Genomic DNA, 22,121 nt, shown 5'->3' with positions numbered 1-22,121 from the left:
ATGAACCAAGCAATTCCCAAACAGCTGCTGGCGGGTGCAGAGGCCTTTGCCCATTACAGCGACAACCAGGCGCTGCGCATCGATACCGATACGGAAGCGCAGGCACTGCAACAGGGACGTCGCGTCGGCATCAGTCGCACCCACGAATCGGCTGCGCTGCATGTGGCAGGCGAGGCCGCCTACATTGACGACATGCCCGAGTTGGCAGGCACCTTGCATTGCGCATTGGGCCTCGCGCCGATAGCCCATGGCCGCTTGCTGGGGCTGGACCTGGATGCCGTGCGCACCATGCCCGATGTGGTGGCTGTGCTGACGGCGACTGATATTCCCGGTGTCAATGACTGCGGATCGATCATCCACGACGACCCGATTCTGTGCGATGGCGAGATCCGTTACCTGGGTCAACCCCTGTTTGCCGTGCTTGCACGCACGCGACAGGCCGCGCGACGGGCAGCGGCGCTGGCCAAGAAGATTGCCAGCGTGGAAGCGGCCGAGCCGGTGCTGACTCCGCAGCAGGCCCATGCACGCGGCCAGTATGTGGTGCCACCGATGAAGCTGACGCGAGAGACGCAGGCAGGTGCAACCACGCAGGCCATCGAGAACGCACCCCACCGGCTGCAAGGCCAGTGGGAAGTGGGTGGCCAGGAGCAGTTCTATCTGGAAGGCCAGATCAGCTACGCCATTCCCAAGGAAGGGCAGGCCATGCATGTGTACTGCTCCACCCAGCACCCGAGTGAAATGCAGCACCTGGTCGCGCATGCGCTGGGCGTGCACGCGCACGATGTGCATGTGGAATGCAGGCGCATGGGCGGAGGTTTTGGCGGCAAGGAATCGCAATCGGCGCTGTTTGCCTGTGTTGCGGCGGTGGCAGCCCGCAAGCTGGGGCGCCCTGTCAAGCTGCGTCTGGACCGGGATGACGATTTCATGATCACGGGGCGGCGCCACTGCTTCTGGTATGAATACGACATTGGCTTCGACGACGCGGGTCGCATCGTGGGCGCCGAGGTGACCATGGTGTCGCGCGCAGGGCATTCTGCGGATCTGTCGGCGCCGGTGATGACGCGGGCGCTGTGCCACTTCGACAATGCATACTGGCTGCCCAATGTGCGCATGCAAGGCTTCATGGGCAAGACCAATACGCAGAGCAATACCGCTTTCCGCGGTTTTGGCGGGCCGCAGGGCGCAATCGTGATGGAGAACATCATGGACTCCATTGCACGCCAGCTGGGCAAGGACCCGCTGGATGTGCGCCGCGCCAATTTCTATGGCAAGACGGAGCACAACGTCACGCCCTACGGTCAGGTGGTGGATGACAACATCATCGACGAGTTGGTGACGCAGCTGGAAGCGCGCAGCGATTACCGTGCGCGCCGGGCGGAGGCGGCTGCATTCAACGCGCAAAGCCCGGTGCTCAAGCGCGGCATTGCGCTCACGCCGGTCAAGTTCGGTATCTCCTTCAACGTCAAGCATTTCAACCAGGCAGGGGCCTTGGTGCATGTGTACAACGATGGCTCGATCCTGGTGAACCACGGCGGCACGGAAATGGGCCAGGGCCTGAACACCAAGGTGGCCCAGGTCGTGGCGCATGAGCTGGGCGTGGCTTTCGAGCGCGTGCGCGTCACCGCGACGGATACCACCAAGGTGGCCAACACCTCGGCCACGGCGGCATCGACAGGGACCGACCTGAACGGCAAGGCCGCGCAGGATGCGGCGCGGCAGATCCGCGAGCGCCTGGCGGCCTGCATGGCCGAGCGTCACGGCGGTGCAGCCGATGCAGTGCGCTTTGCCAACGACACGGTGCAGGTCAATGGCAAGACCCTGGCTTTTGAAGATGTGGTCAAGGAGGCGTACCTGGAGCGGGTGCAGCTGTGGTCGGACGGCTTCTACGCGACACCTGGCCTGTCCTGGGACAGCAAGACCATGCATGGCCGCCCCTTCTTCTACTTTGCGTACGGAGCCGCCGTGAGCGAAGTGCTGGTGGACACCTTGACCGGTGAGAGCAAGCTCTTGCGTGCAGATGTGCTGCACGATGTGGGGCAGTCACTCAACCCCGCCGTCGATATCGGCCAGGTGGAAGGTGCCTTTGTGCAGGGCATGGGCTGGCTCACCATGGAAGAGCTGGTTTGGCACCCCAAGACGGGAGCGCTGATGACGCATGCGCCCAGTACCTACAAGATTCCGACAGCCAACGACTGCCCGCCGGTGCTGAACGTGCAACTGTTCGAAGGCGCCAATCCGCACGACACCATCCACCGCAGCAAGGCCGTGGGCGAGCCGCCGCTGCTGTTGCCGTTTTCGGTGTTCTTTGCGATTCGCGATGCAGTGGCTGCTTGCGGCGCACCCGGCAACTGCCCGCCGCTGCGGGCACCTGCAACTGCCGAGGCGGTTTTGAACGCGATAGAAAACGTGCAGCAAGGGGTTTGAGCGGCCGGGCATGCAGCCGGCCTGCCTTGCTGCGATACTCGCCGCCTTTTGCAGGTTTTGCAGCATGCTTTGCGCAATCAGGGAAATGCATTTCACACCAATGATTAACAACACGGAGACGCAGCGATGAACTGGCTGGAGAAATATTTCAAACTGGGGGAGCACGGCACCACCGTGCGCACCGAGGTCCTGGCGGGCCTCACCACCTTCCTCACCATGGCGTACATCATGTTCGTCAACCCTTCCATCCTGGGTGACGCGGGCATGCCCAAGGGGGCGGTGTTTGTAGCCACCTGCTTGATTGCCGCGCTGGGCTCTGCCGTGATGGCCCTGTACGCCAACTACCCGATCGCGATAGCGCCCGGCATGGGCCTGAACGCCTACTTTGCCTATGTGGTGGTGCTGCACATGGGCTACACATGGCAGGCCGCGCTGGGTGCGGTGTTCATCTCCGGCTGTCTGTTCCTGCTGGTCACGGTGTTCCGGATACGCGAGCAGATCATCAAGGGCATCCCGCAGTCGATACGGGTGGCAATCACCGTCGGTATCGGTCTGTTCCTTGCATTGATCGCTCTCAAGAGTGCGGGCGTCGTGGTGGGCGACAAGGCCACGCTGGTGACGCTGGGAGACCTGCATTCTCCATCGGTGATCCTGTTCGGCCTGGGCTTCTTGCTCATCATCGTGCTGGACCGCCTGAAGGTACCCGGTGCCATCCTGATCGGCATTCTGGCCGTGACGGTAGCGTCTTTCTTCTTTGGCGGTAACCAGTTCAACGGCGTGTTTTCGGCGCCTCCGTCGATCGAGCCGACGTTCTTGAAGCTGGATATCAAGACTGCGCTCTCCAGCGGCTTCCTCAACGTGGTGCTGGTGTTCTTTCTGGTGGAGCTGTTTGATGCGACTGGTACCCTGATGGGCGTTGCCAAGCGCGCGGGCCTGCTGGTGCCGGGCAAGATGGAGCGTTTCCACCGGTCGCTGCTGGCAGACAGCGGCGCGATCTTTGCCGGGTCTCTGCTCGGCACTTCCAGCGCCACCGCCTATGTGGAAAGCGCATCGGGCGTACAGGCCGGTGGCCGCACGGGTTTGACGGCCATGACGGTGGCTGTGCTGTTTCTCGCCTGCCTGTTCATTGCGCCGCTGGCTGGCTCCGTGCCCGCCTATGCAACGGCGCCAGCGCTGCTGTTTGTGGCGTGCCTCATGCTCAGGGAACTGGTGGAAGTGGAATGGGATGACTCGACCGAGGCGATTCCCGCAGCCGTCACGGCCGTGATGATGCCGTTCACCTATTCGATTGCCAATGGCCTGGCTTTCGGCTTCATCTCGTATGCAGCCATCAAGCTCTTCACCGGCCGCGTCAAGGAAGTGCACTGGATGGTGTGGATCATCGCAGCGCTCTTCCTCTTCAAGTTTGCCTATATCGGCGGGCATTGATGAGGTGCTATTGATCGGATAGCCGTGGCGCACACCCGTCGTGCGCCGGGTAGCAAAAAGGCCATCATGCGATGGCCTTTTTCTTATGGGTGACCCGTCCTGCCGGAGGTTGACACCTTTTCTTGAAGGAAAAGGCAAGTCTCATGGAATCAGGCTCCAAGCGAACCCAGAGGGACTACACGCTGGCTTTTAAGCTGGCAGTGGTCGAGCAGGTGGAAAAAGGCGAGTTGACATACAAGCAAGCGCAGACGCGCTATGGGATCCAGGGTCGATCAACGGTGCTGGTATGGCTGCGCAAGCATGGTCGCCAAGGTTGGGGGCGTGGTGCATCATGTGCAGCCATGCCCCCAGACAAAACGCCCCAAGCACTGACGCCCGAGCAGCAGATCAAGGCCTTGCAAGTGCAGCTCAAAGAGGCCAACGAGAAGGCCCAGCTGTTCGAGGCGATGCTTGATGTTCTGAAGAAGGACTATGGAGTGCGCGTCGTAAAAAAGCCTTCGGGCAAGTCCTCGCGCAGCGGCTCGTCCAAGGGCTGAGCGTGGCGAGGGCTTGCCGCTGCATGGGGCTGAGCCGGCAGGCGTACTACCAGGGCCAACGGCGCCACGCACGGCGTGAGAGCCGGGCCGAGGCGGTGGTGCAGCTGGTGCGCGATTGGCGGGTTCGCCAGCCCAGGCTGGGTACGCGCAAGTTGCACCATGTGCTGCGCGAGCCGCTGGGGCAGGCGGGTATCCGTCTGGGGCGCGATGCGCTGTTCGATGTGCTGCGCAACGCCCGAATGCTGGTGCCCGCACGGCGGGCGTACCACAAGACCACCGACAGCCATCACCGGCTTCGTCGTCATCCCAACCTGCTCAAGGCGGGCGAGCAGCAGGTGTGCGCCAGGGCCAGCGAGCAGGTCTGGGTGGCCGACATCACCTACCTGCCCACGGCTGACAAGTTCGTCTACCTGAGCCTGGTCACCGACGCCTACTCGCGCAAGATCGTGGGCTGGCATGTGCATGACAGCCTGCAAACCGAGCCGATGGCCCAGGCTCTGAAGATGGCCTTGCGTGCCCGCCAAAGCCACCAGCGCTTGGTGCACCACTCGGATCGGGGCATCCAGTACTGCTCGAGCTACTACCAGAGCATCCATCGGCGCCACGGCCTGTACTGCTCAATGACCGATGGCTACGACTGCTACCAGAACGCGCTGGCCGAGCGGGTCAACGGTATCCTCAAAGGCGAGCTGTTGCTGCAGCGGCCCGCCAACCTGGAGCAGGCCCGGCGCATGGTGGGCGAGTCGGTGAGGATCTACAACACCGAGCGTCCCCATCTATCGTTGAAAATGCAAACGCCCGATGCGGTGCATCGGGCGTCCTTGGCCGGCATCCGCCGGCTTGAATTACCGTCCCAGGTGTCAACCTAATCTAGGACGGGTCAGGGTGCGGGAGCGTATGTTGCGGCTACTTCACCACCATCAGTGTGAACGGATAGACATAGGCCTGCAGGGTGACAAAGATGCCGACCAGGGAAGCCAGTGCAATGGAGTGGAAGAACACATAGCGCAGGATGTCGCCCTCGTGGTTGAACCAGCGTGTGGCGGTTGAAGCCACGACGATGGATTGCGCATCGATCATCTTGCCCATCACACCGCCTGAGCTGTTGGCGGCGCCCATCAGGTTAGGCGACAGGCCCAGCTGTTCAGCCGCCACTTTCTGCATGCCGCCAAACAACACGTTCGATGCGGTATCAGACCCGGTGAGCGCCACGCCCAGCCAGCCCATCATGGTGCCAAAGAAGGGGTAGAGCACGCCGGTATTGGCGAAGGCAAGGCCCAGTGTCGTATCGGTGCCCGAGTAGCGGGTGAGGGTACCCAGCGCCAGCATCAGCACGATGGTGAGCAGTGAAAAGCGTACGAGCCAGATCGTCTTGAAGAACTGCTTGACGAGTGCCACCGGGCTGTACTTCATCACCAACCCGCCAACAATGGCCGACAGCAGGATACCGGTGCCGGTGGCCGACAGCAGGTTCAGCACATAGACCGCGCCTTCCTTGGTCGGATTAGGTACGACGGGTGGCACCTTCTCGATCATGTTGTGCAGGCCGCTCATGGGGAAGGATGGCGAGAACAGGCCATTGAGCGCTGCCTTGACCGAGGGCAGGCCCCAGATGAAGACGAACACGGTCAGGATGGCCCAGGGCGTCCAGGCACGGATCACATCGGCGCGCGAGTGCTGGGTGATGGCGCGGGGTGCATCGCCCTCGCTTTCGCCGTTGTCGCGGCCTTTGAGCGAGGTGCTGCGCCAGATGTTCTTGGGCTGCCAGATGCGCAGAAAGCCGATGAGGCAGGCCATCGAGACGATGGCGGCGATGATGTCCACCAGTTCGGGGCCGATGAAGTTGGAGACCAGGTACTGCGGAATGGCAAATGACAGGCCGGTCACCAAGATGGCGGGCCAGATCTCCATCATGGCCTTGCGCCCGGCAAAGGCCCAGATCAGCCAGAACGGCACGAGCACCGAGAAGAAAGGCAACTGGCGGCCCACCATGGCGGTCACTTCCATGACGTCATACCCGTGTACCTTGGCCAGCGTGATGACTGGCGTGCCCAGGGCACCAAAGGCCACCGGTGCGGTATTGGCAATCAGCGACAGGCCGGAGGCCGCCAGCGGAGAAAATCCCAGGCCGATCAGAATGGCGGCCGTAACGGCCACCGGCGTGCCAAAACCAGCGGCGCCTTCAAAAAAGGCACCAAAGGCAAAGGCGATCAGCAGCAACTGAATGCGCCGGTCTTCCGTGATGCCGGCGATCGAATCCTGCAGGATCTTGAAGCTGCCGTTCTGCTCGGTCAGCTGGTGCAGGAAGATGATGTTCAGCACGATCCAGCCGATGGGCAGCAGGCCGGTGAGGCCACCCAGCACGGCGGCGCGCCCTGCCATGTCGGCTGGCATCCCATACACGGCGATCGCAATGATGAGGGCGCACAGCAGGCCCGCGCCCGCTGCGATATGCGCCTTGAGGTGTAAAAAGCCCAATCCCACCAGCATGACGACGACGGGCAATGCCGCCAGCAAGGTGGAGAGCACCATATTGCCCAGGGGGTTGTAGATCTGCTGCCAAACCATACCTGACTCCTCGTTGTGGCGGTGCTCCACGGCGCAGGTGTTCGGAGTCTGCGCAACCAAGGCAAGGTGGTGCTGCAACCGTCATGGGAACTGAGACCAGGGCATGCGCGATTCCGAGGGTATGTGAGCAGGCCCCAGCGCTATCGAACCTCGACATAATGTCGGCCTGACATTTGGTTTGCAGTTCAGAAAAACCCGTAGCTCCTTATAAACCAACGCCCAAGCTGTTGCTTTTGTGACAGTCGGCAGGGGTTGGTGATGACAGGGCGCATCGAGCATATGAGACGCTGCCTATACCAAACACTGCATTCATCAGAGGAAGATTTGTGTCCGATTTATCCAAGATCACCTGTATCGAAGACTTGCGCGTAGTGGCCCAGAAGCGCGTTCCGCGCATGTTTTATGACTATGCGGATTCAGGCTCCTATACCCAGAGTACATACCGCGACAACGAAGCTGCATTTCAGAAAATCAAGCTGCGCCAGCGCGTGGCCGTCAATATGGAAGGCCGCAGCACCCGTACCACCATGGCGGGGCACGATGTGTCCATGCCTGTGGCGATTGCTCCGACAGGTCTGACCGGCATGCAGCATGCCGATGGCGAGATTCTGGCGGCCCGGGCGGCCAAGGCCTTTGGCATCCCGTTCACGCTTTCGACGATGAGCATCTGCTCGCTGGAGGACGTTGCCGCAGGCACCGACCGCCATCCATTCTGGTTTCAGTTGTATGTGATGCGTGATCGCGGATTCATGGAGCGCCTGATCGACCGTGCCAAAGCCGCCAATTGCTCGGCCCTGCAGGTGACGCTGGATCTGCAGATCCTCGGCCAGCGCCACAAGGACATCAAGAATGGCCTGTCGACGCCCCCCAAACCCACCATCAGCAACCTGATCAATCTGGCAACCAAGCCACGTTGGTGCATGGGCATGCTGGGCACCAAACGCCGTACCTTCGGCAACATCGTGGGCCATGTCGATGGCGTGGGCGATGTGAGCTCCCTGGCGTCGTGGACGGCGGATCAGTTCGACCCGCGCCTGAACTGGAGTGACGTGGAGTGGATCAAGAAGCGCTGGGGCGGCAAGCTGATCCTCAAGGGAATCATGGAGGCGGAAGACGCGCGCCTGGCGGCGCAGACGGGCGCCGATGCCCTGATCGTGAGCAACCACGGTGGCCGCCAGCTCGACGGTGCGCCTGCCACCATCGATGCGCTGCCCTCCATTGCCCAGGCAGCGGGCAAGGACATCGAGGTCTGGCTGGACAGCGGCATCCGCAGCGGGCAGGACGTGCTCAAGGCCCGGGCGCTAGGCGCACAAGGCACCTTGATCGGACGCAGCTTTCTGTACGGGCTCGGTGCCTTCGGCCAGGAGGGCGTGGCCAAGGCCTTGCAGATCATTCAGAAGGAGCTGGATGTATCCATGGCCTTCTGCGGCCACACCAACATCAACCAGGTGGACAGCAAGATTCTGGTGCCGGGAACCTATCCTCTGCCTTATTGAGGCGCGAATGACTGCCGTGCGAGCCAGCGGCCCGCGCCGGACGCCATGTTGCAAGTATTTGTCATCATTTGAAAATATAGAAAGCGTTTCTGAACGCCTGCGCATTGTCCTACAAGCTCGGCGCGTTCCTCTTCCTACACTGGTTTAATCGCTAACGGCATCCGCTGGTTGGCGATTCCCATCACAGGAGGACGAGAATGTTCGACACCTTGATTCGAGACATGGCAGACCGCTTTGGTCTGGGCGACAAGGCCAAAGACCTGGTTGCCATGGTGCTGGCCTACATCACGGACCCGGCCAACGGAGGTCTATCGGGCTTGCTGGACCGCTTTCGTTCTGCGGGCCTGGGTGGGTTGGCAGACAGCTGGCTAAGCACCACGGAAGAATCCCGCACGCCTACCAATGACGAGGTGAGCAGCGTTTTCGGTGCATCCGGAGGCTTGCTGTCCACGTTGAGCGACAAGCTGCACCTGCCCAAGGATGCCGTGACATCGGCGGTTGGGGCTTTGCTGCCTGCGCTGGTTTCGCGTCTCTCGCCCAATGGAATGCTCCCCGCCACCTTGCCTGCAGAAGCGGTGGCATTGATCGGCAGCGGAAAATCCCTGCTTGGCGGCCTACTGGGCAGCGGTGCCGCAGCTGCAGCAGGGGTGGTGGGCGCAGGCACCGCAGCGGTATCGTCTGCGGCATCGACAGTCTCCACTGCTGCCGCCAGTACGGCGACTGCAGCAGGAGGCGGTATCGGCAAGTGGCTGCCTTGGATCATCGGCGCGCTGGTGGTGATTTTCGGGATCAGCTATTGCGGCAAGAAAACTCCAGATACCGCGCCCGCGCCTGCTGCACCAGCGGCAACACCTGCTCCGGCCCCTGAGCCCGCTCCGGTTCCCGCTCCTGCACCAGAGCCTGCAGCTCCCGCTCCCGCCGCGGCATCGGCGCCAACTGCCGACGCAGCCCCTGCGGGTGCTGCCGTGATCGACAGCATGGTGCAGGATGTGCCCAAGCTTCAGGTGTTCTTTGACACCGGCAAGACCGAGGTGCCGCCTGAATTTGCGGATAAATCCAAGGCCCTGGTCGGCTATCTGCAATCGCACACCGACGTGAAGGCGGTCGTATCGGGCTTCAACGACCCCACGGGTGATGCCGCCAAGAATGCAGAGCTGTCCAAGCAGCGTGCCATGGCGGTACAGACAGCCTTGGCAGCGGCTGGTGTGCCTGTTGACCGTACGGTACTTGAAAAGCCTGCGGAAACCTCCGATACCGGCAACACCAATGCGGCCTCCCGCCGTGTGGATGTGGTGCTGCGCGCCAACTGAGGCGATGCAACTTTCCAGCAAGGCCACCTGCGGGTGGCCTTTTTTGTGAGGGGCGCACATCGCCAAATGCATGGGCCGCCGCAGTGCCATTCATCTACGATCGCAGGCACTTTCTAGGAGCGGGCAGGGTATGGCGGATGGGGAAATGCAATGGGGTGGCTGGTGGATGCTGCTGGTGGTGTTTGCCGCAGTGGCGCAGACGGCGCGCAACGCGGCGCAACGCTCGCTCACTGCAGACCTGGGTACCTGGCCTGCGACTCTCGTGCGTTTTCTGTACGGGTTGCCACTCGCGGCATTGGCGCTGGTGCTGCTCTATACGTTGCCACAGACACCTCCAAGGATCGACCATTGGAGCTGGGCCTATTTCGGCTGGATTGCTCTGGGGGCGTTCTTTCAGATTGCTGCCACCGGTGCCTTGCTGCTGGCGATGCAGCAGCGCAATTTTGCGGTAGCGGTGACCCTGTCCAAAACCGAGGTACTGCAGGTGGCGCTGTTCGGCGCGGTTTTCCTGCATGAGCTGCCAACCGCATGGGCGGTGGGGGCGATGGCTATAGCCACCCTGGGCGTTGCCTTGCTGTCGATGCCGCCACGCCTGCCTGGCGCGCGGTTTGAATGGCGCAGCAAAGCGGCTTTTTATGGCCTGGTATGTGGCGCGTGCTTTGCGATCGCTACCGTGGGGTTTCGGGGTGCTGCTCTTGAATTGAAGGCACCGGGCGCCTTGCTGTCCGGCGCCTGGGGTGTTTTTGTTGCCCAATGCATGCAGACCGTGGCCATGGGTTTGTGGTTTGCCTGGCGCAGCCCGGGTGTGCTGGTGCGCATTGCGAAGGCGTGGCGGGTTTCGCTGATTGCGGGTTGCATGGGCAGCGCTGCCTCGCTTGCCTGGTTCAGCGCCTATGCGCTGCAGAGCGCAGCCTCGGTGCGAACCCTGGGCATGGTTGAGGTGATCTTCAGCTACATCGTCTCACGTCGCTTTCTGAAGGAGCAGCTGCGCGTGAACGAGAAGTGGGGCATTGCGCTGATGCTGGTGGGCATTGTCATTATTTGCACCCAGCTGTAATTGCCAGTAACCGTTTTCAGCGTCCGTCCGACAAGGAGGGTACATGCGCGCGGCGCATCATGGTTTCTTTCATCGGACCATGCCAATGACAACTACCACTCCGAATTCCGCCACCTCGGCCACGCCGCCACATTACAGCCCGGAAGAAAAGCGCCACCGCATCTTCGCCATCATGGCGGCCTCATCAGGCAACCTGGTTGAGTGGTTTGACTTTTACGTCTACGCCTTTTCTTCCATCTACTTTGCCGCGGCGTTCTTTCCCAAGGGCGATCCGACGGTGCAATTGCTCAATACGGCTGGCGTGTTTGCTGCGGGTTTTCTGATGCGTCCGATCGGCGGTTGGCTGTTTGGCCGGATTGCCGACAAGTACGGCCGCAAGAAGTCCATGCTGATCTCGGTCACCATGATGTGTGCCGGCTCCCTGGTGATTGCCTGCCTCCCCACCTACGCGCAGATCGGTGCGCTGGCGCCGTTTCTGCTGCTGGTGTGCCGCCTGTTCCAGGGGCTGTCGGTGGGCGGCGAATACGGTACCACTGCCACCTATATGAGCGAGGTGGCTCTCAAGGGGCAGCGCGGCTTTTTCTCATCCTTCCAGTATGTGACGCTGATCGGTGGCCAGTTGCTGGCCGTGCTGCTGATCGTGATTCTGGAAGCGGTGCTCACCGATGCCGAGCTGCGCGCCTGGGGCTGGCGCATTCCTTTTGTCTGCGGCGCTGTCGCTGCCGTGGTGGCCATGCTGCTGCGCCGCACCCTGCACGAGACGCAATCGCAGGAAGCCATGCACGACAAGGAAACGGGCACGCTCGCCAATCTGTTCAAGCACCATTGGCGCGCCTTCGTCACGGTGTTGGGCTATACCGCCGGGGGCTCGCTGATTTTCTACACCTTCACCACGTACATGCAGAAGTACCTAGTCAACAGTGTAGGCCTGCCCATCAAGACGGCCAGCTATGTGATGACCGTCTGCCTCTTCATCTACATGTGCATGCAGCCGCTGTTCGGTGCGCTTTCAGACCGCATTGGCCGGCGCACCAGCATGATGCTGTTTGGTGCTCTGGGGGCCATCTGTACCGTGCCGATTCTGACGGCCATGCACAGTGCCACGTCGCCGGAGATGGCCGGCTTTCTGATTGTGGTGGCCCTGGCCATCGTGAGTTTCTACACCTCGATCTCCGGCATTGTGAAGGCGGAAATGTTTCCGCCCGAAGTGCGTGCGCTGGGCGTAGGGCTGGCCTACGCGGTGGCCAACGCCATATTTGGCGGGTCAGCCGAATTTGTGGCGCTGGCGCTCAAGAACGCAGGCCATGAGACCGCGTTTTTCTGGTACGTGTCGGTCATGATGGTGGTGGCGTTCCTGTTCAGCCTGCGGCTGCCCAAGCAGGCTGCCTACCTGCATCATGACCATTGATGCGTCACGTGTGTCCCTGACCGAACCCGGCCACTGTGCCGGGTTTGCTGTGCGCGGCGACAATAAGGCGTGAGCCACGATTTCGCCCCAGAGTCCGTACTGCCAGCATTGCCGCCACGCCGTCGCGTGGCGCATCTGGACATGGATGCGTTCTACGCATCGGTCGAGCTGCTTCGCTATCCGCAGCTCAAGGGGCTGCCGGTGGTCATCGGAGGCGGGCGGCGGCGTGAGGACGACGCGCTGGTCGCTGCTTATGGCGGGCGCCTCGCAGATATTCCGGTAGAGGCATTTCCCCTGCTCAAGGACTATGTCGGGCGCGGGGTGATCACCACGGCCACCTACCAGGCGCGCGCCTTTGGGGTGGGCTCGGCCATGGGCATGATGAAGGCGGCCAAGCTGTGCCCGCAGGCGATTCTGCTGCCTGTGGATTTTGCGCGCTACCGGCAGTTTTCGCGCCAGTTCAAGGCCATCATCACCTCCATTGCCCCGCAGATGGAAGACCGGGGCGTGGACGAGGTGTACATCGATTTCACCCATGTCGATGGCGGGCAGAATGACCATGGGCGCAGCCTGGCACTGCGCCTGCAAAGCGAGATACATGCCGCAACAGGCCTGACCTGCTCGGTCGGCGTGGCGCCCAACAAGCAGTTGGCCAAGATGGCGAGCGAGTTCAACAAGCCCAATGGCGTCTCCATTGTGCTGGAGAGTGACCTTCAGACACTGATCTGGCCGCTGGCCTGTCGCAAGATCAACGGCGTGGGCCCCAAGGCCGATGCCAAATTGCAGGCGCTGGGCATCAACACCCTGGGCGATCTGGCGGCCAAGGAATTGCACTGGTTGGTGGAGCACTTTGGCCGTAGCTATGGCGCTTGGTTGCATGCTTCCTGCTGGGGGCAGGACAGCCGGCCCGTGGTGACGGAGAGCGAGCCAGTATCGATGAGCCGCGAGACCACGTTCGACCGTGACCTGCACGCGGTGCGCGACCGGGCGGAACTGGGCGCGATCTTTACCGAGCTGTGCGAGAGTGTGGCTGCCGACCTGCAGCGCAAGGGCTATGTCGGGCGAACGATTGGGATCAAGCTGCGCTTTACCGATTTCCGCATCGCCACCCGAGACCACAGCCTGCCGCTCTATACCAGTGATGCCAGGGCCATTCGCCATGCCGCAGGCCAGTGCCTGAAGCGCGCGCCGCTGGAGCAGCGCCTGCGCCTTTTGGGCGTGCGAGTGGGCAACCTGCTGCCGCAGGAGCAGGCAGCGGCCCAGGGTATGGTGGGCGACGCGCAGGCAATCAAGGCAGCGGAGATGCGCGCGCAACGGGAAGGGCAGGAGCGAACTGCCGATCCTTACACCTTGCCGCTGTTCAAGGACGAATGAAGTCGCCTTTGCGCAGATTTCCGGAAAAGGCGTTTATTGGCGCGCCGTGCGCACGTTGGCCGGCAGGGCCATCGGCTGGCTGGTGCGCAGCGGATTGATGTCAAGCCCGCCACGGCGGGTATAGCGTGCGTATATCGTCAACCGGATGGGTTGGCACTGGTGCCAGATATCGACAAACATGCGTTCGACGCATTGCTCGTGGAATTCGTTGTGGTTGCGGAAGCTGACGATGTATTGCAGCAGCTTTTCCTGGTTGATCGCCGGGCCGCTGTAGCTGATGCGCACACTGCCCCAATCGGGCTGGCCGGTGACCAGGCAGTTGCTTTTGAGCAGGCGGCTGGTCAGGGTTTCGGTGACGGGTGGCTCGTCGAATGCGGCGGTCAGCAGTTCAGGCGCGGGTTCGTAGCGGTCGCAATCGATATCGAGGCGATCCAGATTCAGGCCGTCCAGCTCCTGTACGGGTTGGGCATCAAACAGTTCGGGCTCGATCAGCTGGACGCCGATGGTGGCGCTGTGCGGCGCGCCGCGCCATACGGCTTCGCTGAGGTCGGCCACCAGCTTGGCGCGCACATCGCCCGCGCTGGCAAAGCGGCTGTTGTTGAAGCTATTGAGATACAGCTTGAAGGATTTGCTCTCGATGATGTTGGGTGTTTCGCAGGGGATGGTGAAATTCACCAGGGCCACCTGTGGCTTGCCCCGCAGGTTGAGCCACGAGACCTCATACGCCGTCCATAGATCGGCGCCAAAAAACGGCAACCGGTCGTCCTGCAATCCGATCTCGGCACGCTTGGCAGCGCGCGGCAGTGGAAAGAGCAGGGTCGGGTTGTATTGGTCGATATAGGCCGAGCGCTGGCCCAGGGGCGATTGCTCGGGCTGGGAAGAAAAAGTCATGCTATTAAATGAATAGCTAAAAGCGCTTTATGAGAGAGCGCCAGCAGCTGTTTTTACTTGAATTCGCTTTCGCGCAGCCACTTGGTGGCGATCCACTTCTCACCACGCACCACGGGCGAGCCGCCATGCAGGGTCTTGGTCGAAGGGTCCGGGGCTGCATAGCTGAAGAACACGGCATTGCCACGGCGCGGTGCGACCTCGACGCCCACGTCGGGAAAACTGGTGCCGCCACCGGCTTCCGGGTTGTTCAGGTAGATCACCAGGGTGCCGACACGCTGGCCGCCTCGCTTGAGGATGGTGGGCGTGCCAGGCTGGGTGGGGTCAAAATAATCGTAGTGCGGTTTGTACTCTGCACCAGGCTGGTAATGCAGCACCTGCAGGCCTTCGCCGTGGTTCTCCGGCCAGTTCAGCAACTTGGCAATGCGGCGCTCCAGGGTGGCTACGACCGGGGTTTCCTCACGCTGGAAGAACATGCCGTCGCTAGTGCGGTCGGCGTTCACTTCTTCACCGCCGGTCTTGGTTTCCACAGTCAGCGACCGCTTCATGCGCGGCCTGGCCGCGGCAATGATGGCGTCGCACTCTTCATCGGACAGCAGATTGCCAAATACCACCACGCGCGGGTGTTTCATGCTCAGCAGCACGTTCACATCGCGGTCGCCGACATGGATGGAGCCAGGTGCATCGGCCAGCGGAGGTTCGGGCAGCGGACGGTGGATGACGGAGGCAATTTCGGTATTGGCACCGTGCAGGTGCTGCAGGTGTTCGGTCAACACCTTTTCCATGGCGGATTCGGCTATATCTTCGTTCCACCCGGCGTCGCACATGGCCTTGAAGACATTTTCGGCGCTGACACCGGCAGTCGCCTGTTCAATAATCCAGGCGCGCAATTCCGGGGTGATGGGTTGCGAGGCTGTCATGACATTCCTTTCGCGGCCATTGTGCACCAAAGCGGTATCAATCCACTTTGCGACGGAACAGGAAATGGTCAGCAGTCGAAACATCGCTGGCATAGGCATAGCCGTCGATGTTGAACTTCTTCAGCGCTGCAGGCGTCTTGGCCTGGTGCTCAATCGCATAGCGCGCCATCAATCCACGGGCCTTCTTGGCGAAGAAGCTGATGACCTTGTACTGGCCACTCTTGTAGTCTTCAAAGCTGCAGGTCACCACACGGGCGCGCAGCGCTTTCAGGTCAACGGATTTGAAGTACTCCTGCGAAGCCAGGTTGACGACGACGGGTGCGTCTTCACCTTGCTGCTGGTGATTCAGATAGTCGGCAATCTGCGTGCCCCAGAAATGGTAGAGATTGCTGCCTTGGGCCGTGGGCAGGCGCGTGCCCATTTCCAGCCGGTAAGGCTGCATCCAGTCCAGCGGGCGCAGCACGCCATACAGGCCGCTGAGCATGCACACATGCGACTGGGCCCAATCGAGCTGTTGGGCGGTGAGGCTGTGGGCCTGCAGGCCGTCGTAGACATCGCCGTTGAAGGCCATGATGGCCTGGCGCGAGTTTTTGGCGGTGAACTTGGGCGACCAGGCCTCGTAGCGCGCCACGTTCAAGGCTGCCAGCTTGTCGCTGATGTCCATCAGGCTGGCAATCTGCTGAGGCGATTTTTCGCGCAGCACCTCAATCAGCGCTTGCGACTGCTTGATGAACTGCGGCTGCGTGTGCGGCATACCGGCAGGCAAAGGGGTCTCGTAATCCAGCGATTTGGCGGGGGAGAGCAGAAAAAGCATGTCGTAAGGGCTCCAGGAATGAAACAGGCCGGAGGAAATCCGGCCTGTGGGCTCTAGCGAAACGGCTTAAGCGGTTTGCGATTCGCGTTCAAAGGGCAGCACCATGGCAGCCAGATCCTTGCGCGTTTCAACCAGCACCAGCGGGCCTTCGTCGAGCATGACGACCGGGGGGCGCTCGCGGGGCACATGCACGGGCTTGGGCTCCGCTGCAATCGCAGCCTGCACGGCCGCCACCTTGTCGGTGTCCGAGTTGACCCATTGCAGGCCAGCCTGGGCAGCGATGGTGTTCAACTGCTCCAGGGGCAGCGTGTAGCTGGCGATCCTGGGCAGCCCTTGCGAGGCTGCGGGCTCGGCCGCCGGAGCGGGCGTCACCACGGCAGCGACAGCAGGTGCTACTTGTTTTGTAGCTGCTGGTGCATGAGCGGCGGGCGCTGGAGCTGGTTTTTCCTCAAAGGCCTCGGCGGCTGCGTTGACTGCGGGTTCGCCAGCAGGCACTGCCAGGTCCAACGCAGCCGGTGCTACCGGTGCTGCGGTGTCTGTTGCTGCTGCCGCATCAAAGTAGCTACGGCGTGGTGCAGGGGCGTTTTCCGCTTCAAACACGGCTTCTGCTGGGGCAGCTTCGGTTTGTGCATCTGCGGCTTGCTCATCGCGTGGCAGGCGCTCGCGGTCACCACGGTTGCGGCGGTCGCGGCCATAACGGTCACGGGAGCGGCGTTCGCGACGCTCTGGCGAGGTTTCGCCATCAACAGGCATTGCCGCGTTGGCGTTTCCATCCAGGTCCAGCGAGGGCAGGGCGGCGATCACGGCTTCGGAGTCCATCGGCGCAGGAGCCACGGCGGCGTTGTCGCGCACCGATTCTTCGCCCTGGTTGCGGCGCTCGTTGCGCTCACCACGTTCGCCGCGATCCCGGCGATTCTCACGCGGAGCACGCTCTGGACGGGGCGCACGCTCCTGGCGTTCGCTGGTTACCTCGATTGCTGCGTTATCGCCGTTTTGTGCGTTGATGACGGCATCGTCGCGGCGGGGGCGGTCATTGCGTTCGCTGCGCTCCGGACGGTCACCGCGCTCATTGCGGCGGCGGTTGTCGCGGCCTTCCTGGTCGCCACTGCGGGCTTCACCACGGCCTTCGCCGCGTTCATTGCGGTTGCGGCCATTGCGTTCGCCTTCGGCGCGTTCGCTGTTGCGGCGATTGCCGTCCCGATTGGCCGATCCATTGCGCTCGCCGCGCTCGCCATTGCGGCGATTGCCGCCACGGCCTTCGCGGTTTTCCTTGCGGGCATCCTTGGCGGGCTCAGGAGCTGCCGGGGCGGGAGCGGCTACGGGCGCTGGCATTGCAAATCCGAAGAAGCGCTTGATGGCTGCCCACAGCCCGGTTTCGGGCACGGGAGCAGGCGTTGCAGGCACGGCAGCGGCTGGCTTGCTGGCATTGGTGCGTGCCACAGGCGCCGGGCGGGGTTCGGCAATGGGGGCTGGCGCATCAGGCAGCACGCCCTTGATGACCGGGGTTTGCTTGTTGGTAGGTTCTTGCGAGCGGCGGGTAAAGCCGACCTGCTCTTCCTCGGCATCTGCCAGTTTGTAGCTGGCCTCCATCGAGTCGAGGCGCGGGTCGTCGTGCTTCATGCGTTCGAGCTTGTAGTGCGGCGTCTCCAGGGCCTTGTTGGGCACCATGGTGACGGAGACGCGCTGCTTGAGCTCGATCTTCTGGATTTCGGTACGCTTTTCGTTGAGCAGGAAGGAGGCGACTTCGACGGGCACCTGGCAGTTGACGGCTGCCGTGTTGTCCTTCATCGATTCTTCCTGAATGATGCGCAGGATCTGCAGCGCAGAGCTTTCCGCATCGCGGATGTGGCCGGAGCCACCGCAGCGTGGGCAGTTGATGTGGGCGCCTTCGCTCAATGCGGGCTTGAGACGCTGGCGGCTCATCTCCATCAGGCCGAACTTGCTGATGGTGCCGAACTGCACGCGGGCGCGGTCCTGGCGCAGTGCATCGCGCAGGCGGTTTTCGACGTCGCGGCGGTTCTTCGACTCTTCCATGTCGATGAAGTCGATCACGATCAGGCCACCCAGGTCGCGCAGGCGCATCTGGCGGGCCACTTCGTCGGCTGCTTCGAGGTTGGTGCGGGTGGCGGTCTCTTCAATGTCGCCGCCCTTGATGGCGCGGGCCGAGTTCACGTCGATGGAGACCAGCGCTTCGGTGTGGTCGATGACGATGGCGCCGCCGGAAGGCAGGGTCACGGTGCGCGAGTAAGCCGACTCGATCTGGTGCTCGATCTGGAAGCGGCTGAAGAGCGGTGCATCGTCGCGATAGCGCTTCACGCGGGCGGCGTGTTCAGGCATCACGTGCGCCATGAACTGCTGGGCCTGCTCATAGATGTCATCGGTGTCGATCAGGATGTCGCCGATGTCATTGTTGAAATAGTCGCGGATGGCACGGATCACCAGGCTCGATTCCTGGTAGATCAGGAAGGCGCCCTTGCCGGCCTTGGCGGCGCCGTCAATGGCGCTCCAGAGCTTGAGCAGGTAGTTCAGATCCCATTGCAGCTCGGGCGCCGTGCGGCCGATGCCTGCGGTACGGGCGATGATGGACATGCCCTTGGGGTATTCGAGCTGGTCCATCGCCTCTTTCAGCTCGGCGCGCTCGTCACCCTCGATACGGCGTGATACGCCACCGCCACGGGGGTTGTTGGGCATCAGCACCACGTAGCGGCCAGCCAGAGAGACGAAAGTGGTCAGCGCCGCGCCCTTGTTGCCGCGCTCTTCCTTTTCAACCTGGACGAGCAGCTCCTGGCCTTCCTTGATCACATCGTTGATGCGGGCCTGGCTGGGCGATACGCCTTCGGCGAAATACTGCTTGGAGATTTCCTTGAATGGCAGGAAGCCGTGACGGTCTTCGCCGTAGTCGACAAAGCAGGCTTCCAAAGAGGGTTCTACCCGGGTAACAACGGCTTTGTAGATATTGCCTTTGCGTTGTTCGCGGCCTTCGATTTCGATCTCGTAATCCAGCAGCTTTTGGCCATCCACGATGGCGAGGCGTCGCTCTTCAGCTTGCGTGGCGTTGATCAGCATCCGTTTCATGATGCGCGTCCTTCGTAATGCGGGACCGGCCACCTTTGTCAGACAGGTGCCAGTCTCCAATCCCCAACAATAAACAGGCTCTTACTGGAGCCACAGATGCCGGGACAGACGCAGAGAAACGAATGAAGATACAGAGCGTGCCATGCTTGCTGGTAATACTTATGTCAGCACAGGAGGCTTGGGCACGCGGGAGAGGGCATATAAATAACCGGCCAGCCAGCGAACAGCTGCCGCCGGTGGTGAGATCTGCCCTGAAAACATGCGCACGGCGGGCGCGGCACGGCGCACTGGCGTGCAGCAGGCGCTGCGCCAGAGAGTTGCCATCCAAGCCCACAAAATCAGCATGTCAGTGTGTGAGCGGTCAGTTGGGGCCGGGCCAGGAGTCCTGACCACTGCAGCAACTGCCGCTGGGAATCTGTAGTTTCGTTGTTTCAATGTGTCCGTCCACCCGATTTGCTTGCATGGCCTGCGCAATTTCTTGGTATGCAGACGCTGAGGCAAGGTCGTCGGTCAGACATCGACCGGCCTGCGCGGGTACTGGTGGGTGAATTAAACTGCTCACCGGTCAACCAATAACTTTATTGCGCAGGTGAAACACATTATAGGGGGCAAACCGGGCGAGCCCCGCAGTCCAGAAGCACCCCCAGTGGCTGTAAGGCTGGTAGAAGTCCATCCCGACGACGCCGGCCAGCGCCTGGACAATTTTCTGATGCGCCATCTCAAGGGCGTGCCCAAGACCCATATCTACCGCATCATCCGCAATGGAGAGGTGCGCATCAACAAAGGGCGCACTGCTGCAGACGCCCGGGTGCAGGGCGGTGATGTGGTGCGTATTCCGCCAGTGCGGGTGTCTGCCAAGCCAGAGGAGGCGGAGCGCGCCATTCCTGGCCGGGAGTTCCCGCTGCTGCTGGACGACGATGCGGTGCTGGCCATCAACAAGCCAGCGGGCGTGGCCGTGCACGGCGGCTCGGGCGTGAGCTTCGGGGTGATCGAGCAATTGCGCCGCGCCAGGCCCGACGCGCGCTTTCTGGAACTGGTGCACCGGCTGGACCGCGAAACCTCAGGCATCCTGCTGGTAGCCAAGAAGCGCTCGGCGCTCACCCACCTGCAGGACCAGTTCCGCGAGCGCGAGACGGGCAAGACCTATCTGGCGCTGGTGATCGGGGAGTGGCCAGCCAACAAAAAGGTGATTGATACACCGCTGCGCAAGTATCTGTTGCCCGATGGCGAGCGTCGCGTGCGCGCCACCACGGCGGACGATGCGGAAGGCATGCGTTCGGTGTCACTCGTCAAGGTGCAGAAAGCGCTGCCGGCACGCCATGGCCTTGGTCTGCCGGCCATGACCTTGCTGGAGGTGACAATCAAGACCGGACGCACCCACCAGATTCGCGTGCACCTGGCCAGCAGCGGCCATCCAATCGTCGGCGACGAGAAGTATGGCGATTTCGATCTGAACAAGCGGCTGGTCAAGCACGGCTTGAAGCGCATGTTTCTGCATGCCTGGCGCCTGCAGTTCACCCATCCGCAGAGTGGGGAGCGGGTGCAGTTGGGAGCGGAGTTGCCGGAGGAGTTGGCAGATTTCGTAGGGGCTGCAGAGCAGGCAGATGAAAACCATAGCAACTAGCGCAGGCTGCTCTTGGCTTTTATAGCAAAAATATTTTGAATTCATTGCGCAGCAACCGCTACCAGCTATTGTTATAGCGAGCAAACCAACCGATTACCTTATTTATGACGCGTCGCTTTGACTTGATCGCCTTTGACTGGGATGGCACCCTGTTCGATTCCACTGCTGCCATTGCGCTTTCCATCCAGGACGCGGTGCGCGATGTGGGCGGCACCGTGCCGACGCTGGAAACAGCCAAGTATGTGATCGGCATGAGCCTGCAAGGCGCCTTGCGGCATGCCGCGCCCGATGTGCCGCCAGACAGCATGGTGGAACTGACCAACCGCTACCGCTATCACTATCTGAAGCGCCAGGAGGAAGTGACCCTTTTTGACGGGGTGCTGCCCTTGCTGGATCAGTTGACTGCCAGCGGGCACCTGCTTGCAGTGGCCACCGGCAAGAATCGCCGGGGGCTCGATGAAGTGCTGGATTCGACCCTGCTCAAGGGCCGGTTTGACGCTTCGCGGACCGCCGACGAAACCGCAGGCAAGCCGCACCCGCTGATGCTGCAGGAGTTGATGGCCGAGATGGATGTGGCGCCCGAGCGCTTGTTGATGGTGGGTGATACCACCCATGATCTGCAGATGGCAGTCAACGCAGGCTGCGCCAGTGTGGCCGTGAGCTATGGCGCTCACCACCCTGATGGCTTTGAGGCCTTTGGCCCGCTGTTCATTGCGCATTCTGTTGCTGATTTGCAACAATGGATGGCAGGCAATGCCTAGCGTATGGCCTGATTACTGTTTGCATGTACAGTGATTGGCGCGCAGCAAGCAGGAGCAACAATGGCAGAGGCACAAGCCCGGGCAATAGCACTTTGTAATAGCAAAGACTTGAGCAATGGTGGGCGTGCCGTGCCTTTTGATGTGATCTTTGCTGGCCAGACCTGTCGCGCATTCGCCGTTCGCTACCGCGATGTGGTGCACGCCTATCTGAACCGTTGCACCCATGTGGCGATGGAAATGGACTACCAGCCCGACCGTTTTTTTGATGACACCGGTAACTGGTTGTTATGCGCAACCCATGGTGCTGCCTATGTGCCGGATACTGGAGCCTGCGCTGGCGGCCCTTGCCGTGGTGGCCTGGTCAAAATCGTGTTGAGCGAACAAGGCGGGGTGGTGTACTGGCACACTGACTACCGCCTCCAACCTCTTGAGTTTTAA

16 protein-coding genes are annotated in these 22,121 nt (G+C 61.7%); 11 read left to right on the top strand and 5 right to left on the bottom strand.

Annotated features, from left to right (window positions below):
• From xdhB to LAD35_RS16265, 3 genes are all read left to right on the top strand, one after another.
• Entirely contained in the window at positions 1 to 2,424 is a 2,424-nt protein-coding gene (gene xdhB / locus LAD35_RS16275; RefSeq protein ID WP_224150028.1) for a xanthine dehydrogenase molybdopterin binding subunit, read from the top strand.
• A gap of 126 nt (positions 2,425 to 2,550) precedes the next feature.
• The gene (locus LAD35_RS16270) at positions 2,551 to 3,852 is read left to right on the top strand and encodes an NCS2 family permease (RefSeq protein WP_184707627.1); all 1,302 of its coding nucleotides are present in this window, start codon (positions 2,551 to 2,553) and stop codon (positions 3,850 to 3,852) included.
• Positions 3,853 to 3,995: 143 nt separating this feature from the next.
• A protein-coding gene (locus LAD35_RS16265; RefSeq protein ID WP_396022754.1) for an IS3 family transposase occupies positions 3,996 to 5,257 on the top strand; the annotation gives its coding sequence in 2 pieces (ribosomal slippage) (positions 3,996 to 4,353 and positions 4,353 to 5,257; 1,263 coding nt in all).
• 37 nt (positions 5,258 to 5,294) lie between these two features.
• On the opposite strand, the gene LAD35_RS16260 is transcribed toward LAD35_RS16265, so the two are convergent.
• Positions 5,295 to 6,956: an L-lactate permease gene (locus LAD35_RS16260; RefSeq protein ID WP_224150026.1), complete on the bottom strand. Its 1,662-nt coding sequence runs from the start codon at positions 6,954 to 6,956 to the stop codon at positions 5,295 to 5,297.
• 326 nt (positions 6,957 to 7,282) lie between these two features.
• Here LAD35_RS16260 and LAD35_RS16255 point away from each other — a divergent pair, with 326 nt between their 5' ends.
• From LAD35_RS16255 to dinB, 5 genes are all read left to right on the top strand, one after another.
• Positions 7,283 to 8,452 carry an alpha-hydroxy acid oxidase gene (locus tag LAD35_RS16255; RefSeq protein WP_224150025.1) on the top strand — a complete coding sequence of 390 codons (1,170 nt, stop codon included), beginning with the start codon at positions 7,283 to 7,285 and terminating at the stop codon, positions 8,450 to 8,452.
• Positions 8,453 to 8,649: 197 nt separating this feature from the next.
• A complete protein-coding gene (locus LAD35_RS16250) occupies positions 8,650 to 9,762 on the top strand; it encodes a YidB family protein (RefSeq protein WP_224150024.1) in 1,113 nt (370 codons plus the stop codon).
• A gap of 130 nt (positions 9,763 to 9,892) precedes the next feature.
• Complete coding sequence (locus tag LAD35_RS16245) at positions 9,893 to 10,819, top strand: DMT family transporter (RefSeq protein ID WP_224150023.1); 927 nt, start codon at positions 9,893 to 9,895, stop codon at positions 10,817 to 10,819.
• An 85-nt stretch (positions 10,820 to 10,904) separates the two neighbouring features.
• Positions 10,905 to 12,227 (top strand): MFS family transporter, encoded by a 1,323-nt coding sequence (locus LAD35_RS16240; RefSeq protein WP_224150022.1) that lies wholly within the window; start codon positions 10,905 to 10,907, stop codon positions 12,225 to 12,227.
• Between the two features lie 141 nt (positions 12,228 to 12,368).
• The gene (dinB, locus tag LAD35_RS16235; RefSeq protein ID WP_224152747.1) at positions 12,369 to 13,601 is read left to right on the top strand and encodes a DNA polymerase IV; all 1,233 of its coding nucleotides are present in this window, start codon (positions 12,369 to 12,371) and stop codon (positions 13,599 to 13,601) included.
• A gap of 33 nt (positions 13,602 to 13,634) precedes the next feature.
• Here the strand turns inward: dinB and queF are convergent, their stop codons facing one another.
• From queF to LAD35_RS16215, 4 genes are all read right to left on the bottom strand, one after another.
• Positions 13,635 to 14,492: an NADPH-dependent 7-cyano-7-deazaguanine reductase QueF gene (gene queF / locus LAD35_RS16230; RefSeq protein ID WP_224150021.1), complete on the bottom strand. Its 858-nt coding sequence runs from the start codon at positions 14,490 to 14,492 to the stop codon at positions 13,635 to 13,637.
• 53 nt (positions 14,493 to 14,545) lie between these two features.
• Positions 14,546 to 15,409: a 2OG-Fe(II) oxygenase gene (locus LAD35_RS16225; RefSeq protein WP_224150020.1), complete on the bottom strand. Its 864-nt coding sequence runs from the start codon at positions 15,407 to 15,409 to the stop codon at positions 14,546 to 14,548.
• 37 nt (positions 15,410 to 15,446) lie between these two features.
• On the bottom strand, positions 15,447 to 16,223 hold the full coding sequence (gene yaaA / locus LAD35_RS16220; protein WP_224150019.1) for a peroxide stress protein YaaA: 777 nt from the start codon (positions 16,221 to 16,223) through the stop codon (positions 15,447 to 15,449).
• A gap of 66 nt (positions 16,224 to 16,289) precedes the next feature.
• The gene (locus LAD35_RS16215; protein ID WP_224150018.1) at positions 16,290 to 19,298 is read right to left on the bottom strand and encodes an Rne/Rng family ribonuclease; all 3,009 of its coding nucleotides are present in this window, start codon (positions 19,296 to 19,298) and stop codon (positions 16,290 to 16,292) included.
• A 589-nt stretch (positions 19,299 to 19,887) separates the two neighbouring features.
• Here LAD35_RS16215 and LAD35_RS16210 point away from each other — a divergent pair.
• The 3 genes from LAD35_RS16210 (at position 19,888) to LAD35_RS16200 (ending at position 22,121) form a co-directional block, all read left to right on the top strand.
• A complete protein-coding gene (locus LAD35_RS16210; RefSeq protein WP_224150017.1) occupies positions 19,888 to 20,922 on the top strand; it encodes an RluA family pseudouridine synthase in 1,035 nt (344 codons plus the stop codon).
• Positions 20,923 to 21,026: 104 nt separating this feature from the next.
• Positions 21,027 to 21,683: an HAD family hydrolase gene (locus LAD35_RS16205; RefSeq protein WP_224150016.1), complete on the top strand. Its 657-nt coding sequence runs from the start codon at positions 21,027 to 21,029 to the stop codon at positions 21,681 to 21,683.
• Between the two features lie 60 nt (positions 21,684 to 21,743).
• On the top strand, positions 21,744 to 22,121 hold the full coding sequence (locus tag LAD35_RS16200) for a Rieske (2Fe-2S) protein (RefSeq protein ID WP_224150015.1): 378 nt from the start codon (positions 21,744 to 21,746) through the stop codon (positions 22,119 to 22,121).

This window comes from Comamonas odontotermitis (assembly GCF_020080045.1).
GTDB classification, from domain to species: domain Bacteria; phylum Pseudomonadota; class Gammaproteobacteria; order Burkholderiales; family Burkholderiaceae_C; genus Comamonas; species Comamonas odontotermitis.
Note: the sequence above shows the minus strand (reverse complement) of the source record. Positions and strands in the feature narration are given on the sequence as shown.